This window comes from Ignavigranum ruoffiae, assembly GCF_023195815.2.
Lineage (GTDB): Bacteria > Bacillota > Bacilli > Lactobacillales > Aerococcaceae > Ignavigranum > Ignavigranum ruoffiae.
This window is the reverse complement of record NZ_CP096206.2, coordinates 878,695-895,206: the sequence shown is the minus strand read 5'-3', so window position 1 is coordinate 895,206 and position 16,512 is coordinate 878,695. Positions and strand designations below refer to the sequence as shown.

Below are 16,512 nucleotides of genomic sequence, written 5' to 3'. Positions count from 1 at the left end.
CAATGACTATTATTCCTCCGCTTGCTCGTGTTGGCGCCGGAGTTCCTCTCTTAAACGTCGTAAAGCTTTATTATCATAATATGTACGTTCATAACGTTCAGATACCGTCAATGCTTCTTCAAGTTTGTTTTGATCTTTTAAAAATCGCGCATAGTCCAAGGCTAAATTTGGTTTAGATAACAAATTATTTAAAGCTGTCTCATATTGAGCGGCGACCAGACTCTCAATTCCCAATGCTTGATAAATGCGCGCATAATGATAACTCAAATATACCGGATGCATATAAGGATCTTCTATATTCTTTAAGAAGTCTAGCGCTTTTTGAGCTTGCCCTGCCTGTAAGCAATAGTTCACATAATAATCGATTAAAGCTTCTCTTTGGTCAAATTCTTCACTCAGTTCATAATACTCTAAGACCTGATCAGCCAGCTGAGAGTCATAATAGGCAAAGCGACCTGCTAATTCAATCAAGTGTAAATATAGATCACTATAAACAGGCAGATTATGCTTTAACCAGTCTATACTTTGTTCAAATTCCAAATCTTGGCGTAAGAAATGATAATCTTCCAACAGAATAAAATGGGCCGAGAAATCATCAGGATTTAAGTCAATCGCTCTTTTGGCATATTGGGCAGATTGTTCATAGGCATAAATATTCAAGTAAATTTGAGCTAACAAACTATAATCTTGACTGGTTAACTCAGGCGCGTCCGTATCTTCAACCAGTTCTTTGATTTTGGCTAGATCCAACATTTCCTGTTGACTATAAGCGCCTAATAAGTCTGTTCTTAATTGTTGAAAATCAATATATTTACTGAAATATTGATAGAGTATTTCCAGAAAATAGATTTGTCGATCAATATCATTCTGTAAATAAGCTAATTCGGCCGAACTTTGATAAGCTTCTGCTCGATCGGGGAAGGACTTTATTAATTTGTTCAAGATTTTCTTACTGAGGCTATAATCACCCAAGTTCATTAATATATTGGCATGCAATAAATTTTTTTGGTAAGAAAACTTGGACGATTTAGCGAGATTGATCCATTTTAAAGCCAATTCAGCCTGATTAAATTCATCATAAAGTTTGGCTAGTTGATAAGCAATTTTATGATGCTGACTGTGATCATACATCTTAAGCAGAATTTGTAATTGTAAATCGACATAGCCTAAATCATGCAGATACTTAGTAAATTTCAAATAATCTGTTAAATAATCATCTAAAGGATATTGCCAATAATATTCCGTCAATTCTTGATAAAAATTATTTAAATCTAAAGTCTGATTAAAAGCTTCTACTAATCGATCAAACATAACATCAAGCCCTTCAATAGAAATCCTATTCATTATACCATTGGACAAAGATTATTAAAAATAAAAATAAAAAAACTACCCCGAAAGGTAGTTTGAAAATCAATTATTATTTAACAGCGTCTTTTAAAGCTTTCCCTGCTTTGAATCCAGGAACACGGGTTGCTTTGATCTTAATTTCTTCCCCAGTTTGTGGGTTACGTCCTTTACGCGCTGCTCTTTCACGTACTTCGAAAGTACCGAAGCCAATAATTTGAACTTTATCCCCATCAGCTAGAATTTCTTCAATAGATTGGAATAAGGCCTCAACAGTTGCAGTCACATCTTTCTTCGTTAAATTGGTTTTGCTTGCAACTTTTTCTACTAATTCTGCTTTATTTGCCATAAAGTAAAATCCTCCTTTAGTAATCTTATCTACTAGAGATACGAAATGAACCATATGGGTTATTTCAAGTAATAGAATATCATATAAAAGGCTTAATGACAATGTTTATTGCTTTAACCACGAAATTATTCCCGCTCCCTGGCAATTAATTTAATCGGGGTTCCCTCGAAATAAAAAGTCTCTCTAAGTTGGTTTTCTAAATATCTTTCATAGGAGAAATGCATTAACTCTAAATCATTGATAAAGACTACAAAAGTAGGCGGCTCGACGGCAACTTGAGTCATATAATACAATTTCAAGCGTCGACCCTTATCCGTTGGAGCTGGGTTCATCGCAACTGCATCGATTAGCAGATTATTTAACAGTGAGGATTGTATCCGTCGCCGTTGATTTTGATAAATTTCTTTTAACATTGCTGGTAGCTTCTTTAAGCGTTGATGAGACAAGGCAGAGACAAATAATATCGGCGCGAAATCCAAGTATTTGAATTCTCGGCGGATATCTTCGGTAAAGGTCTTGAAGGCCTTATCTTTTTCTTCAACTAAGTCCCATTTGTTGACTAATATAATGATTCCCTTACCTGCTTCATAAGCATAACCGGCAACATGCTTGTCCTGTTCCTGTATCCCGGTTTCGGCATCGATGACTAGGCAGACAATATTTGATCGGTCAATCGCTGATAGTGAGCGCATGACGCTATATTTTTCAGTACTTTCAGCAATCTTACCCTTACGGCGAATCCCTGCCGTATCAATCATAGTGAATTTCTGTCCGCTCTCATCGACAAAATAAGTATCTACAGCTTCACGTGTGGTTCCTTCAATATTGGATACAATAACCCGTTCTTCTTGCAAGATTGCATTGACTAGCGACGATTTACCAACATTGGGCCGACCAATAAAGCAAAAATGAATTCCCTCATCTTCTTCGCGTTGAGCCATATTATCCGGCATGTTGGCAAATATTTGATCTAATAAATCACCCAAACCGGTCCCATGAGCACCAGAAATAGGTAAAGGATCTCCAAACCCTAAAGCATAGAAATCATAAATATCTTGTCTTTGTTCGGGATTATCTGCCTTGTTTACAGCCAAAACGACCGGATGTTTACTTTGGTAAAGACGTTGGGCAATTTCCTCATCTTCTAAGGTCAACCCCTCTTGTCCATTGACAATAAAGACAATAACGTCGGCTTCTTCGATGGCAATATCAGCCTGAAAACGAATTTGATTCATGATCGGTTCGTCAACCATTTCAATACCACCGGTATCAATTAAACGATATTCACGGTCTAACCAGGAAGCCTTCGCATAGATTCGATCACGCGTAACTCCTGGATAGTCTTCCACAATCGAGATTCGGTCTCCTACGAGTCGGTTGAAGATGGTAGATTTACCGACATTAGGTCGTCCCACAAGTGCAACAGTTGGTAAGATATTCATGGCTATCCTCCTTTACAAATAAAAATAGAGACTGACTTACAAGAGTCAGCCTCTTAGATAAACTTACTTAGTCTTGGTCATCAAAATTTAATTTACTAAAGGCGTCGCCTAATAAATCTCCCATCGTAAATGAAGAATCTGGAGTATCTTCAACTTGATTTTGTGGAGCTTGACGTTTTGTGTTGCGACGAGCTTTATTTTGGGCTGGAGCTTTATTGGCTTCCTTTTCAGGACGGAAAGTTTGTTCGCTTTCTTGACGTTCTGGTGCTTCTTCTAAAGCTTTAATTGATAATGATAATCGTTGTTCTTCAGGGTTCACAGAAAGAACTTTAACCTTAATTTCTTGACCTTCAGTCAATTTATCATTTGGTGTCGCAATGTGTTCGTGGGCAATTTGAGAGATATGAACTAATCCTTCAACGCCAGGGAATACTTCAACGAAAGCACCAAAAGTAGTTAGACGTTTAACAGTTCCATCAAGTACAGATCCTGCTGGAGCTTTCTCTTCAATATCATCCCAAGGTCCAGGTAAAGTATCTTTAATAGATAGAGAAATACGTCCTTCTTCTTCATCCACAGAAAGAATCTTCACGTCAACTTCTTGGCCAGGTGTTAAGTAATCACTTGGTTTATTTACATGTTCGTGGGCAATGCGACTGATATGAACAAGTCCATCAACCCCACCTAAATCGATAAAGGCACCAAAGTTTACTAAACGAGCCACTGTACCTTGAACTGTTTCGCCTTCTTTTAGTTCAGCTAAACGTTCTTGACGTTTCTTTTCACGTTCTTGGCGAGCGATTTCTTTATGAGAAAGAATCAAACGATTTTCGCTTGGTTCAATTTCAATGATCTTGAATTCTAAGGTCTTATCTACATATTGTGAGAAGTCTTCAACAAAATGATCTTCAACCATTGAAGCTGGAACGAAACCACGTACGCCAGCATCTACAACTAAGCCACCTTTAACTACATTTTTAACAGGGGCTTCGATGGTTTCATTGTTTTCAAATTTCTCTTGAAGTTCTTCCCAAACTTTCTTAGCATCTACACGTTTCTTAGATAATAAGAAATTACCATTTTCTTTATCTTTAATTGGTTTTAAAACAACTAATTCAATTTCATCACCAATGTTAACAACTTCAGAAGCTTCTTCAATCCGTGTGTTAGAAAGTTCATTCTTAGGAACAACCCCTTCTAATCCGCCACTTTCTTTAATGGCTACTCGGACTTGGTCGCTATCATCAAAGGCTAATACATCAGCCATCACAGTATCGCCAACTTTGATTTCACGAACGCTATCTAAAGCATCTTCCATCGTCGTCATTGGGCTAGATTCTTGTTTAACTTCTTCTTGGCTATCTGTAGATTCAGCAACTTCTTCAGTGGCTGTCTCTTCAGTTTCCTTCACTTCTTCTTGCTCAGTAACTTCTTCTAAATTCTTGTCTTCTACAAAATCTGACATCTACCGGTTCCTCCTAGTGTTCCCTAAATACATGATCCATTATCATAGCATAATAATAATAAATCAGATAGATTTATTTTAACAAACAATAATATATTAGTCTAGTATTATCCGCGATTTAATAGGTATTAATCTTATTAATTTACCTTTTAACTTGATTTAAAATAATTTCGAGGACTTCTTCGATGCTATACTGACTTGTGTCGATTTCAATCGCATCTTCGGCTTTCTTCAATGGCGACATCGATCGGTGACTATCATAATAATCGCGATCAATAATGGTTTGCTCTATTTCAGCGAGACTTTGATTCGATAAGCCTTTTTCCTGATTTTCTTGATAGCGTCTTAGTGCCCGAACATGGGCATTGGCCGTAAGATAGAATTTGTAATCAGCATCTTTTAAAACAACTGTGCCAATATCTCGTCCGTCCATAATAACTGACATTTCTTGGCCAATCTTCTGTTGCATGGCAACCAAATAATGACGTACCTCTGGAATTGCTGAAACAGCCGATACCTGAGCATTGACTTCGGCTGACCGAATTTGCTTTTCAATTTCTTTGCCATTTAGCAAGAGGGTTCTTTCATGACCTTGTCCACGGTATGAGAGTTGACATTCCTCTAGAGCTTGTTTGACCTGATCGGGTTGTTCTAGGTCTACTTTATGTTCGATAAAGAACAACGTAATTGCACGATACATAGCCCCTGTATCCAAATATAGTAAGTTTAATTTTTGGGCTAATAATTTAGCAATCGTGCTTTTGCCTGAAGAAGCGGGTCCATCAATCGCAATCTGCATAAGTTCCTCCTGATATTGATTCATATTTGTTTTTAATATTTACAGTAAAATGCCCGAATATCTGAAATCCTCAATCCATTCCATCGCAACCAACGATAGTATATCTAGGCTTCAACCAAGCTACTATCTAGTGGTCAGGAATGATTCTTGATACTTCAAATACTCGGACAGAAAAATCTCTATAATTATCTTATACAACTTGACTAAGCAGACTTACTAATCTGTGCTCCACCAAAGTCAATTAAGGAATTTGGACAGTTAAGCCTGGATAAAGTGCTGAATCAATGGTTGATCCATTATAAGCTGCTAATTCATAAGGATCGACGCCGTAAATTCGAGCAATGGCCCACCATGATTCACCCGCTGAAACAGTATGAACGGTTCCACCTTGTTGAGGTTCTGGGGTTGGCTCTGGTGTAGGTTGTGGTTCTGGAGCAGGTGCTGCCGTTGTTTCTTGAATCTCTTCCGATGAGACATTGGCCTCTGTGGTCTGTTCAGTAGACTCTTTCTTACTTTCTTGAGTCGTTTCAGAATTTTTACTCTCTTCAGACATGCTTTCATTTCGGGAAATCATAATCTCATTGGTTGTTCTAGAAGTAATTTCTTTGTTATTTCTTTGCATTTGAATAATACCAAAGAGAATAAATGGGATGAGTACCAATAACGTAATCATCAATAACAAAATTTGTGATAATTTTGACGCTTCTTTCACCGGCTGATTGCGTGCTGCTCTTGAGTATTGCCGATTTTTTAGATTTTCATTCTCGCTAAATCTACTATTCCAAGGTTTAGCTGTTTTCTTTGAATGGGGAATGTTACGTTCCTCGCCCATCTCCGATGACGAATTGTTCATTTCGTGATCATGTTCTCTCGACATAAGAAATCCTCCTAAATACGCAAACAACGTATATTTCTACTCTATCATAATACCATAATCATTTTTACTTTGCTTGAATTTCAAATTAATGTGGAGGATATTTTAACTAAAATTAACTTGTCTGTAACCTAACTGTAATCATTTTGAGGGGTGAACCCATTTAGTTAGAAAATATACCTGCTTTTTCTCTAAGATTGGCTTCATAATACGAATCACCAAGACTTGACCTAGAGCATAAATGACTCCTTTAATCAAATTGAAAGGAATAATAATGGCCCAAATATATTCGCCAAAGTTCTCAATCGGCAAGCCCATTATCTTAGTATAGAACGGTAAGGCGACATAGTAATTGATCACTGACATCACACTGACCAGAGCGATAATTAACGTGGCAGACATATATATTCGGCTTAAATTCTCTGGACGGCGGTCATAGCCTTTAAGAATAAAATAAGTCGGTAAGAACATGGCAAGCGAGGCGGTGATACTCATAAATTCACCAATCGGCAAGCCGAGGTCCCCTCCGGTAACCATATACCAAACTAAATCCCGAAGACACGCAACAACAATCAAACCTAAGGGTCCATGAACCAAGGTAGCGATTAATACCGCAAAATCAGAAAAATCCATCTTAAGGAACGGGGCTGAAGGTAATAATGGAATCTCAATCATCCTTAATACAATTGCCCAAGCACCTAAAATTGCTAATAAAACCATATTGCGAACCGTCAATTTCTTCATTTTTCTAACTCCTTCTTCGTCTTAGGCATAGAAAAACAAAAAGGCACTATTTCGCCCCAGGGTAAAATAGTGCTTCACAAATAAATTGATGTGAAATGTCATTCTATCTTCTTTATCCAGACTGTACTGTCGGTCTTGGAATTTCACCAAATCGGCTCTTAAGAAAGAGTTCGTGGACTGTTACCACCGGTCGGGAATCTCACCCTGCCCTGAAGACTATATTTTATTTTCCTTCATTATAACTTATCATCATTCTTTAATCAATTATTTAGCTTCATTAGCCATTTTCCGTAATTTGTCCACTTCAAATGCGGTCAATTCTCGCCATTCACCCGGTTGTAACTTACCTAAATCAAGAAAGGCAAAGAGTTCCCGTTTTAATTTAATTACCGGGTAGCCTACCGCCTCAAACATCAATTTGACTTGATGATTCCAACCTTCAGCAATGGTCAATTGAACGATAGAGGTCGACTGATCTTGATTTTGCGAAATGAGCTTGGCTTTTGCCGGAGAAGTTCGATTGCCTTCAATACTTACCCCTCTTCTTAATTTATTCAAAGCGGTGGGTTCGATGAGTCCCTCCACTTTAGCGATATATGTTTTGGGTATTTCATAACGAGGGTGCATCATGAGCTGGGCAAAATCGCCATCATTAGTTAACAATAATAGGCCCGTCGTATCAAAGTCCAGCCGACCAATTGGATAAATGCGTTCTTCAATACCGTGAATGAAATCGGTCACCACCGGTCGCCCCTTATCATCGGCTACTGCGGAAATAGAATTCTTAGGTTTATAAAGTAAAATATAGCGTGGTTCCTCTCGATAGATCGGTACGCCATCGACTTCGATTTTATCATGGGTAAGCACTTTAAAACCTAATTCAGTAATGGTTTGACCATTCACTTTGACTCTTCCATCGACAATCAGTTGTTCTGCTTTGCGGCGACTAGTGATGCCGGCATGGGCAATAACTTTCTGTAATCGTTCCATCCTATTCCTCCTCAAATAAGGATTGCTCTTGTTCTGGAGTCCAATGTTTTAATGAGAATAAATTACTTTCAGCAAGTTCAGCGTTCAAGGCTAAGTCTCGTAAAGGGGGCAGGTCGTCTAAAGATTTCAAACCGAAATAATCCATGAAATAATCGCTGACCCCATAAAGATGTGGCCGACCCGGGCTTTCAACTTCACCAACAATCTCGACCAAATTTCTTTGGATTAATCGTTGAATCATATTCTGCGAAGAAACGCCCCTAATCTGATCAATACTCATCCGGGTAATTGGTTGTCGATACGCAATGATTGCCAAGGTCTCAACTTGGGCACGGGAGAGTTTCTGATTGATCGGGTTTCTGGCCCATTTGACGATATCTTCTGCGTATGCCTCTTGGGTAACCCAACGATAGAGCTGATTATATTCTTTTAACTCGACGGGAATCCAGTCTGATTGGCTTACCTTTTCTTGTAACAACTCAATTTGTTGGCGAATGACGGTGGGCGATTTGTCCAAAATGTTGGCAATTTCATTAAGGGAGATGCCTTGGTCGCCAGCTACAAAAATTAAAGCCGCTATCCGTTTAATGAGCATGCTGGTCTCCCTTCTTCTCTGTGTTGATTTTTAGATAAATGGGTTGATATAGATCTTCTTGAACGAATGAAATCGACTGCTTACGCACTAATTCGAGCATGGCAATAAAGCTCGTAATAATCACCGATCGACTTTGTTGATAGATCACTTGATTGAATGACAGGAACTCGTCCTTAGGGGTTTGTTCAATCTTTTGCAAGATATAGGCCATCATTTCATCGACACTCACATGATCTTGTTGGACCTCTTTGGGACTCGGTTGGCGTTGAATTTGTTCTAACAAAAGCTGTTCCATCATCCCCTGTAAATCAGTTAAAGAAAGCTGACCCTCAATTAAGGGAAGATTCTCTTGATAAGGAGCTATGTTAAGCATGGGTCGAGTATACAGTTGGCCACGTTCTTCTTCTTTCAATTGCAATTCTTCAGTAATTTCTTGAAATTGCTGATAGATCAGAAGCTGTTCGACCAAGCCCTCGCGCGGATCTACGTTTGAATATTCGCTTTCTTCATCCACGAATGTTTCAGTGGGTAGAAGCATGCGACTCTTAATTTCAATTAAGGTGGCTGCCATAATTAGATAATCGCCGACTTGGTCTAACTGCAATTCTTGCATCTCATGTAAGTAGACCATATACTGCTCAGTAATACTAGCAATGGGAATGTCATAAATATCAATTTCCATTGTCTTAATCAGATGGAGTAATAAATCAAAAGGACCTTGAAAAGCTTCAAGGTCAATTTGTAAATGTGTTGAATTCATAATAGGCACCCTAGTGTTTTTGATTGTATTGATTGGTCCATTTTAGGACGAGATCAACATTATCCATCGTTCCAATAATCGGCGAATTTGGATAGCGATCCTTTAAGCTTTCAAACATTCGATAGCCGACTCCTTCATTCCTGAATGAAGGGACCACCGCGACCCGTTGAACGTTGATGGTTAAGTTAGGATCTGCCTGATCTTCTGACCGACTCATACCGACCGCAATTAAGCCGATATAATTATCTCCATCATCTTCTTTGTAAAGGAAGATATGTTGGTCAGGATTAGCTCGATATTCCTCAATTAATTTTTTAATTTGATCGATACTAGGAACATCTTCAGAATAAGTATAAGAAAGCAAACCAATAACAATCTTATCATTTTTATCGGTTGAATTAATAAGCATACTTATTCTCCTTTCTGATAAAATAGCTATCCACACGGAGCCGATAATACCATTATCTTCAAGAAATAGCAATTTATTTTATAACTGGGATATGAGTTGGCGTAATAAATGTTTGAATTTTGGTTTGACTTGTTGGGAGATTTCAATCACTTCTTCATGATTTAAAGCCGATTGCAAACCGGCTGCTAAATTGGTGATGCATGAAATCCCAATGACTTCCATTCCAGCATGTTTGGCCACAATTGCTTCGGGTACGGTAGACATCCCCACGGCATCGCCACCGATGCGTTGAATCATCCGGATCTCTGCTGGCGTTTCATAACTAGGCCCGGTCATCCATGTATAGACACCTTCTTTAAGGTCAATGTCTTCAGCCTGAGCAATCTGCTTCAGTAAATCAATCCCCCGTTTAGAATAGGTCTCGGTCAAATCAACGAAACGAGGTCCCTGCTGATGAACATTTGGTCCGATTAAAGGATTATTGCCGGTCAAATTTATATGATCAGTAATGACCATAATATCTCCCGGTTGAAAATCTTGATTGACGCCGCCAGCCGCATTGGTCAAAATAATACTGCTCACGCCTAATTCCTTAAATAAGCGAATGGGATAAGTCACATCCGCTAATTCATAACCTTCGTAATAATGGAAACGTCCTTTAAGAGCAATGACCCGTTTGCCTGACAGATTACCATAGACTAACTTGCCTTCATGACCTTCTACCGTCGATACCGGAAAATTAGGAATCGCTTCATAGGGAATAATCACTGCATCTTCAATCTCATCAGCCAAATCGCCCAATCCTGACCCTAAAACTAAACCTAATTCAGGTTGACGAATACCTTTGTTGGACAAATACGTTAATAATTCTGAATACATCATAGTATGCCTCCGTCTTTCATATCTTAGTTCAATTGGTCAAGGAAAGATTGACCGTGAATCTCTGCTGATACATTGAAATTATCAAGAATGGTCGCCGCAATATCAGAGAAGTATTTAGCGTGTAATGCTTGGGGTTGTTTAAAGGCAGGACTATAGACTAGAAGCGGAACGAATTCCCGGGTATGGTCTGTTCCCTTATAGGAAGGGTCATTGCCATGGTCAGCGGTAATCATCAATAGATCATCTTCCCCCAGTTGTTCCATCAGTTCAGGAATCCGTTGATCAAAGGCTTCCAAGGCTTCAGCATAACCTTGGACATTGCGTCGATGTCCATAGACCGCATCAAAATCAACCAAATTGGTGAAAGATAAACCGGTGAATGGGGTTTTCATCACTTCAAGTAATTGGTCCACCCCATCCATATTATTTTTTGTACGAATTGCCTGAGTGATTCCTTGATGATTAAAGATATCAGAAATCTTACCGACCGCAATAACTGAGTAATCCTTCTCTTTGAGATAATCTAAAGCTGTCTTACCAAATGGATTTAGGGCATAGTCATGACGATTACTGGTTCGAACAAATTGACCGGGTTGACCGATATAAGGGCGAGCGATAATTCGGCCAATCATATAAGGATCTTCGAGCGTTATCTTTCGCGCAAATTCACAAATAGAATACAACTCATCAAGCGGTATTACTTCTTCATGGGCAGCGATTTGTAAGACTGAATCGGCTGAAGTATAGACAATTAAGGCACCGGTCTTTAATTGCTCAGCTCCATATTCGTCAATGATTTCGGTCCCAGATGCAACTTTATTACCTAAAATCTCCCTTCCAGAGAATTCACGTAGTTGATTCATTAATTCTTCCGGAAAACCATTGGGAAACACTCTAAAAGGAGTGTCAATTTGCAAACCCATGATTTCCCAGTGGCCGGTCATCGTATCTTTGCCCCGAGACCGTTCTTGTAACTTGGTCCAGTAAGCCTGGCTGTGTTCCTGGGCCGTCATGCCTGACAGGTTTTCGATATTAGTTAGTCCCATGGCCGAAAGATTCGGTAAATCTAAGCCGGCAATTTCGGCAATATGCCCCAGCGTATGTGCTCCCACATCGTCAAACTGATCGGCATCAGGGGCTTGGCCAATACCGACTGAATCCATAACGATGAGATGAATCCGATTAAATTTCATCTTTCTTCCTCCCTTTATTCTTTCTTAATCTAATAATCTTTTACGCTCGTGGAAAAGAGCGCCGATATACTTCTTGCAAGCGATGTTTAGAAATATGCGTATAAATTTGTGTGGTTGAGATGTCTGCATGACCCAGTAATTCTTGAACTAAGCGTAAATCTGCCCCATTTTCTAATAGGTGGGTGGCGAAGGAATGCCTTAACATATGGGGAGAAATATCCTCCCCCATCCCAACGCTTTGAGTATATTTTTTAATTTTCTTCCAGATACCTTGACGGGTAAAGGGTTTACCCCGTTGGGTTAAAAAAATATAGGCCGAAGCGCTCTCTGTGCCCTTACTGAGGAATATATGACGGACTTCCGTCAAATATTTCTCAAGCCAGAAAATTGCCTCATCACCCAAAGGAATGATCCGTTCCTTATTTCCTTTACCTAGGGTTTGGATAAAACCTAAGTCCAAATGAAGGTCAATTAATTTTAAGCTAATCAATTCACTGACCCGTAAACCGGTAGCATACATGGTTTCAAGAATCGCTCGATCGCGAATCCCCCAATGTGTCTGAATATCAGGGGCATTTAATAATAAATTTATTTGATCCATTTGAATGGCCTTAGGTAGGCGCTTAGCTTGTTTGGGTAATTCGATTAAGGCCATAGGATTATCCTGACGAAGGCCTTCACGCAGCAAGAAAAGAAAAAATTGGCGCAAACTTGAAATCATCCGAGCCGTACTACTTGCAGCATAGCCAGCTTGATGGAGCTGAAAGAGATAAGCTTGGATCGTTGCTCGGTCAACCTGATCAAGTTCCAGCTGTTCTTGAGCGATATAGGTTTTAAATTTATTTAAATCGCGCTGGTAATTCACCACAGTGTTGTGAGCCCGGCCTAAATCGATGATTAAATAGCGATAGAATGCTTCGAACTGGTCATCCATTGTGTTCGCCACACTGATTATTCAGATAAATCCCTTCTCCTTTTACTTGATGAACCTGACCAGCTTTCAAGAGAGCACCCAAAGCTCGTTTGAATTGCCCTTTGCTAATACCTAAATAATCATGGATCACTTGGGGATCAGTTTTATCATGGAGGGGTAGGAAATGATCTGGACGTTTCTTTAACAAAGTAAGTAACATCATCGCATCCTCATCAATGGCCTGATAGGCTCGAGGCCGGGTTGAAATATTAACTTTCCCATCAAGATGAACATCAATAATTCGGCCTTTAATTTTTTGACCTAAGCGTAGGGGCTCGATCATTTCACTTTCATGGATAAAACCTAACATATTTTGTGTAGTATAGACTTGAGCACCCACAGTTAATAAGCGATAAACATAGGCTTCGACATTATGGTTCATCATATGTTGCTGGGCCTTCAGACCAATTCTTTGTAAATCTTCTTCAAGTCCCAAATGGCCCCAAAGACGTTCTTTGTTATCTTTCTTTAATTTAAGATAGAGGTGGTCACCTTTTTGCGGCCAATCTTTATAATCATCTGGCAAATCATCTAAAGACACGACAATATCTTTGTTCTTAAGGCCAATGTCGACGAACACCCCTAAGTCCCGTCGACTTTCTACGACCTCTCCCCAGTCAAAATCTTTAAAATTCACCCGCGGCAGTTGGGTCGTTATTCTTAGTTTTTGATCCTTATCCAGATAGGCAAAACCTTCCACCAGTTGACCAGGTTTCAATTCAAGTTCCTGACGATCTAAGGCATATGTTATCCCTTCTGCCTGCAGAAAATATTCTTGGTCATTTTGATCCATCACTTTTGCTTGTATCATGTCGTTGTTCATCGTAGCCTCCCTTATTGTCTAATTATAAAAAATGTTTCCCCTTGCTGCTAACAAAAGGAAACAAAATCTGGTTAAATTACGGCAGTTGATCCACGATATACTCGACCTCGGCGACCATCCACGGTAATAATTTCGTTCTCTTTGATTGAGGCTAGGACCCCTTTTGCATTCACTACTACTGGAATACCTAATTCTAAGCCCAGAATGGCCGCATGAGAGGTCATGCCCCCTTCTTCAGTTACAATGGCTGAAGCAAGTTTTATGGCTGGCATATAATCCATATTCGTTTGACGAGTTACTAAGATATTGCCTTCTTGCATCTTCTCATTGGCTTCTTCACTGGTATAGGCTACGGTAGCCTTAGCAATGGCATTCTCACGGCCGACACCCTCACCTTGACCTAACAAGACCCCAATCTGCTGAATCTTCATTAAGTTCGTCGTACCGCTCTCACCAATCGGAACTCCGGCTGTAATCATAATTAAATCTCCTTCTTCAGCAAACCCTTGGTCTAAGGCCAAATTGGTCGCAACATTAAAGAGATCATCGGTGGAGTGAACTTTCTCAACTTTGAAAGCATGAACCCCCCAGCTTAAGGTTAACTGGCGGCAGGTCGAAAGATCAAAAGTTGCTGCTAAAATATGAGATTTTGGTCTAAATTTCGATATCATCTGTGCGGTATGACCTGAGCTGGTGGCTGCCACAATGGTTTGAATATCTAAGTTTTTAACCGTATGGCCAACCGATTGGCCAATCGCTTCGGTCATATCACGTTTGTCATAAGTCTTAAGGACCAGGGCATCTTGACCAATTAAGGCTTCTTCCGTCCGTAAGCAGATACTCGCCATGGTTTTTACAGCTTCAATTGGATAGGCCCCGGATGCCGTTTCGCCGGAAAGCATAACCGCATCGGTTCCATCATAAATCGCATTAGCCACATCGCCCGCTTCTGCCCGTGTTGGACGAGGATTGACTTGCATAGAATCAAGCATTTGGGTAGCCGTAATCACCGGTTTCCCCATTAAATTACATTGGTGAATAATTTGTTTCTGAAGGACAGGCACATCTTCGGTAGGAATTTCCACCCCTAAATCACCACGGGCCACCATAATCCCATCAGAAACCAACAAAATTTCTTCCAGGTTATCGACGCCCTCTTGGTTTTCAATTTTGGAAATGATTTTAATGCCAGGTTTGCCTTCTTGTTCAAGAAGTTCGCGAATCTCAAGGACATCTTTAGCACTGCGGACAAAACTGGCCGCAATAAAGTCAATGCCTTCACCCAAACCGAAACGAATATCATCAGCATCTTTCTCGGTAATCCCCGGTAAATTTAATGAAACGTTGGGAACGTTGACCCCTTTTCTTGATTTAAGGGTGCCTGTATTCAGAATTTGGCAGGTGATCATCCCTGTAGCGTGATCAATATCGGTAATTAAGAGGTCAATCAGACCGTCATCTAAAAGAATATGGCCGCCAACTTTGACATCATTGATTAATTGACTATAAGTTACCGAGAAGATATCTGCGGTACCTGCTACTTCGGTCATCGAAATCTTGACGGTTTTACCCTTGATTAATTCAACTTTATCGGTAGCCATTAGATGCGTTCTAATTTCGGGCCCTTTAGTATCCAATAGAATCCCAATATTTTTGCCGGTATTCTCGCGGGCTTGTTTTAATTTGTCAAAACGCGCTTTTTGTTCTTCATGGCTTCCATGAGAGAAGTTGAAGCGAGCAACATTCATTCCATTTTGAATCAACGCTTCAATAATTTCAACAGAATCCGTTGCCGGACCTAGGGTACAGACGATTTTTGTTTTCTTTGTTTTCATGGCACGCTCCTTTTATAAATCACGATCGGTCAATTCATAGTTCAGTTGGTATAAGTCCTCACGAATTGATTTATCTTTCTTCTTCAAAGTCTCGACAATATCGAAGGTCGCTAAGCGTTCTTGAATAATTCCCATATAAATTCCAGAAAGGCCATTGATCAAATTATCCACCGCTTTGGCTCCCATTAGTTGCGCAAAGACACGGTCACGAGCGGTTGGGGCCCCACCCCGTTGAATATGGGATAAGGCGATGCCACGAACATCTTGTTCTTGGGCAATTGTCGTATAGCGAGTGACGAATTCGTCTACCTTCATCACACCTTCAGCGAGAATAATTAAGGAATGATCGCGACCACTGCGGCGACCACTACGAACCCGTTCAACAATCTCGGTCATCTCGAAACCTTCTTCTGGAATAATAATCGCATCAGCCCCGGCGGCAACACCTGCCCAAATTGCAATATCACCCGCTGACCGTCCCATAACTTCAACCACGAAAGTCCGTTCATGGGAAGCGGCCGTATCAGAAATCTTATCGATGGCATCGAGAGCCACCGTCACTGCCGAGTCGAAACCAATCGTATATTCGGTACCGGGAATGTCATTATCAATCGTTCCAGGTATTCCAATGGCTGGAAAGCCTAACTTGTTTAAAGCGAGCGCGCCTTGGAAAGACCCGTCACCGCCGATAACAATCAGACCTTCAATTTGATGTTTCTTGAGTTGTTGTAAAGCTAATTGTTGAATTTCTGCTTGAGCAAATTCTGGATAACGTGCTGAATAAAGGAGTGTCCCCCCTGTTTTTAGTCGGTGGTGAACTTCTTTCACCGTTAATAATCTAAAATCACCTTCGACCAAGCCTTTATAACCATGAAAGATACCATAAACTTCTAAACCATGATGCATTCCTTGGTCCAGAATCGCCCGAATGGCTGCATTCATTCCGGGTGCATCGCCACCACTTGTTAAAACTGCTATACGTTTCATAATCTTACCACCTTATATCTAAAGTACTTTTCATGTGATTAATTTAAT

General features: G+C 40.0%; 17 protein-coding genes and 1 riboswitch. All 17 genes read right to left on the bottom strand.

What is annotated here, in order from left to right:
- Nucleotides 1-9: 9 nt before the first annotated feature.
- Complete coding sequence (locus tag M0R79_RS04335; protein WP_248416255.1) at nucleotides 10-1,311, bottom strand: tetratricopeptide repeat protein; 1,302 nt, start codon at nucleotides 1,309-1,311, stop codon at nucleotides 10-12.
- Between the two features lie 106 nt (nucleotides 1,312-1,417).
- The gene (gene hbs, locus M0R79_RS04330) at nucleotides 1,418-1,693 is read right to left on the bottom strand and encodes a non-specific DNA-binding protein Hbs (RefSeq protein ID WP_092569994.1); all 276 of its coding nucleotides are present in this window, start codon (nucleotides 1,691-1,693) and stop codon (nucleotides 1,418-1,420) included.
- 125 nt (nucleotides 1,694-1,818) lie between these two features.
- On the bottom strand, nucleotides 1,819-3,135 hold the full coding sequence (gene der, locus M0R79_RS04325) for a ribosome biogenesis GTPase Der (RefSeq protein WP_248416257.1): 1,317 nt from the start codon (nucleotides 3,133-3,135) through the stop codon (nucleotides 1,819-1,821).
- Between the two features lie 67 nt (nucleotides 3,136-3,202).
- On the bottom strand, nucleotides 3,203-4,462 hold the full coding sequence (gene rpsA / locus M0R79_RS04320; protein WP_092570289.1) for a 30S ribosomal protein S1: 1,260 nt from the start codon (nucleotides 4,460-4,462) through the stop codon (nucleotides 3,203-3,205).
- A gap of 280 nt (nucleotides 4,463-4,742) precedes the next feature.
- Nucleotides 4,743-5,399 (bottom strand): (d)CMP kinase, encoded by a 657-nt coding sequence (gene cmk / locus M0R79_RS04315; RefSeq protein WP_248416260.1) that lies wholly within the window; start codon nucleotides 5,397-5,399, stop codon nucleotides 4,743-4,745.
- A 241-nt stretch (nucleotides 5,400-5,640) separates the two neighbouring features.
- Nucleotides 5,641-6,276, bottom strand: coding sequence for a LysM peptidoglycan-binding domain-containing protein (locus tag M0R79_RS04310; protein WP_248416262.1), 636 nt, complete (start codon nucleotides 6,274-6,276; stop codon nucleotides 5,641-5,643).
- Nucleotides 6,277-6,414: 138 nt separating this feature from the next.
- On the bottom strand, nucleotides 6,415-7,017 hold the full coding sequence (locus tag M0R79_RS04305) for an ECF transporter S component (RefSeq protein ID WP_248416264.1): 603 nt from the start codon (nucleotides 7,015-7,017) through the stop codon (nucleotides 6,415-6,417).
- 101 nt (nucleotides 7,018-7,118) lie between these two features.
- Nucleotides 7,119-7,238, bottom strand: a riboswitch (FMN riboswitch).
- A gap of 43 nt (nucleotides 7,239-7,281) precedes the next feature.
- Nucleotides 7,282-8,007, bottom strand: coding sequence for a pseudouridine synthase (locus M0R79_RS04300; RefSeq protein ID WP_248416266.1), 726 nt, complete (start codon nucleotides 8,005-8,007; stop codon nucleotides 7,282-7,284).
- A 1-nt stretch (nucleotide 8,008) separates the two neighbouring features.
- On the bottom strand, nucleotides 8,009-8,602 hold the full coding sequence (gene scpB / locus M0R79_RS04295) for an SMC-Scp complex subunit ScpB (RefSeq protein ID WP_248416268.1): 594 nt from the start codon (nucleotides 8,600-8,602) through the stop codon (nucleotides 8,009-8,011).
- Nucleotides 8,592-9,362: a segregation and condensation protein A gene (locus M0R79_RS04290; RefSeq protein ID WP_248416270.1), complete on the bottom strand. Its 771-nt coding sequence runs from the start codon at nucleotides 9,360-9,362 to the stop codon at nucleotides 8,592-8,594. The genes scpB and M0R79_RS04290 overlap by 11 nt, the downstream gene beginning before the upstream one ends.
- Before the next feature lie 10 nt (nucleotides 9,363-9,372).
- Nucleotides 9,373-9,771: a GNAT family N-acetyltransferase gene (locus tag M0R79_RS04285; RefSeq protein WP_248416272.1), complete on the bottom strand. Its 399-nt coding sequence runs from the start codon at nucleotides 9,769-9,771 to the stop codon at nucleotides 9,373-9,375.
- 78 nt (nucleotides 9,772-9,849) lie between these two features.
- Nucleotides 9,850-10,650, bottom strand: a complete 801-nt coding sequence (locus M0R79_RS04280; RefSeq protein WP_248417190.1) for a purine-nucleoside phosphorylase — start codon at nucleotides 10,648-10,650, stop codon at nucleotides 9,850-9,852.
- 26 nt (nucleotides 10,651-10,676) lie between these two features.
- Nucleotides 10,677-11,846 (bottom strand): phosphopentomutase, encoded by a 1,170-nt coding sequence (deoB, locus tag M0R79_RS04275; RefSeq protein WP_248416274.1) that lies wholly within the window; start codon nucleotides 11,844-11,846, stop codon nucleotides 10,677-10,679.
- A 40-nt stretch (nucleotides 11,847-11,886) separates the two neighbouring features.
- Nucleotides 11,887-12,780: a site-specific tyrosine recombinase XerD gene (gene xerD / locus M0R79_RS04270; protein ID WP_248417191.1), complete on the bottom strand. Its 894-nt coding sequence runs from the start codon at nucleotides 12,778-12,780 to the stop codon at nucleotides 11,887-11,889.
- A complete protein-coding gene (locus tag M0R79_RS04265) occupies nucleotides 12,773-13,642 on the bottom strand; it encodes a CvfB family protein (protein ID WP_248416276.1) in 870 nt (289 codons plus the stop codon). Before M0R79_RS04265 ends, xerD begins: the two co-directional genes overlap by 8 nt.
- A 71-nt stretch (nucleotides 13,643-13,713) precedes the next feature.
- Nucleotides 13,714-15,477 (bottom strand): pyruvate kinase, encoded by a 1,764-nt coding sequence (gene pyk / locus M0R79_RS04260; protein ID WP_248416278.1) that lies wholly within the window; start codon nucleotides 15,475-15,477, stop codon nucleotides 13,714-13,716.
- Nucleotides 15,478-15,489: 12 nt separating this feature from the next.
- Complete coding sequence (gene pfkA, locus M0R79_RS04255; protein ID WP_092570021.1) at nucleotides 15,490-16,464, bottom strand: 6-phosphofructokinase; 975 nt, start codon at nucleotides 16,462-16,464, stop codon at nucleotides 15,490-15,492.
- Nucleotides 16,465-16,512 lie beyond the last annotated feature (48 nt).

Excerpts from the sequence above, each read along its gene's own strand:
- M0R79_RS04335 (WP_248416255.1), bottom strand. The coding sequence starts at position 1,311 with ATGTTTGATCGATTAGTAGAAGCTTTTAATCAGACTTTAGATTTAAAT.
- hbs (WP_092569994.1), bottom strand. The coding sequence starts at position 1,693 with ATGGCAAATAAAGCAGAATTAGTAGAAAAAGTTGCAAGCAAAACCAAT.
- der (WP_248416257.1), bottom strand. The coding sequence starts at position 3,135 with ATGAATATCTTACCAACTGTTGCACTTGTGGGACGACCTAATGTCGGT.
- rpsA (WP_092570289.1), bottom strand. The coding sequence starts at position 4,462 with ATGACGACGATGGAAGATGCTTTAGATAGCGTTCGTGAAATCAAAGTT.
- cmk (WP_248416260.1), bottom strand. The coding sequence starts at position 5,399 with ATGCAGATTGCGATTGATGGACCCGCTTCTTCAGGCAAAAGCACGATT.
- M0R79_RS04310 (WP_248416262.1), bottom strand. The coding sequence starts at position 6,276 with ATGTCGAGAGAACATGATCACGAAATGAACAATTCGTCATCGGAGATG.
- M0R79_RS04305 (WP_248416264.1), bottom strand. The coding sequence starts at position 7,017 with ATGAAGAAATTGACGGTTCGCAATATGGTTTTATTAGCAATTTTAGGT.
- M0R79_RS04300 (WP_248416266.1), bottom strand. The coding sequence starts at position 8,007 with ATGGAACGATTACAGAAAGTTATTGCCCATGCCGGCATCACTAGTCGC.
- scpB (WP_248416268.1), bottom strand. The coding sequence starts at position 8,602 with ATGCTCATTAAACGGATAGCGGCTTTAATTTTTGTAGCTGGCGACCAA.
- M0R79_RS04290 (WP_248416270.1), bottom strand. The coding sequence starts at position 9,362 with ATGAATTCAACACATTTACAAATTGACCTTGAAGCTTTTCAAGGTCCT.
- M0R79_RS04285 (WP_248416272.1), bottom strand. The coding sequence starts at position 9,771 with ATGCTTATTAATTCAACCGATAAAAATGATAAGATTGTTATTGGTTTG.
- M0R79_RS04280 (WP_248417190.1), bottom strand. The coding sequence starts at position 10,650 with ATGTATTCAGAATTATTAACGTATTTGTCCAACAAAGGTATTCGTCAA.
- deoB (WP_248416274.1), bottom strand. The coding sequence starts at position 11,846 with ATGAAATTTAATCGGATTCATCTCATCGTTATGGATTCAGTCGGTATT.
- xerD (WP_248417191.1), bottom strand. The coding sequence starts at position 12,780 with ATGGATGACCAGTTCGAAGCATTCTATCGCTATTTAATCATCGATTTA.
- M0R79_RS04265 (WP_248416276.1), bottom strand. The coding sequence starts at position 13,642 with ATGAACAACGACATGATACAAGCAAAAGTGATGGATCAAAATGACCAA.
- pyk (WP_248416278.1), bottom strand. The coding sequence starts at position 15,477 with ATGAAAACAAAGAAAACAAAAATCGTCTGTACCCTAGGTCCGGCAACG.
- pfkA (WP_092570021.1), bottom strand. The coding sequence starts at position 16,464 with ATGAAACGTATAGCAGTTTTAACAAGTGGTGGCGATGCACCCGGAATG.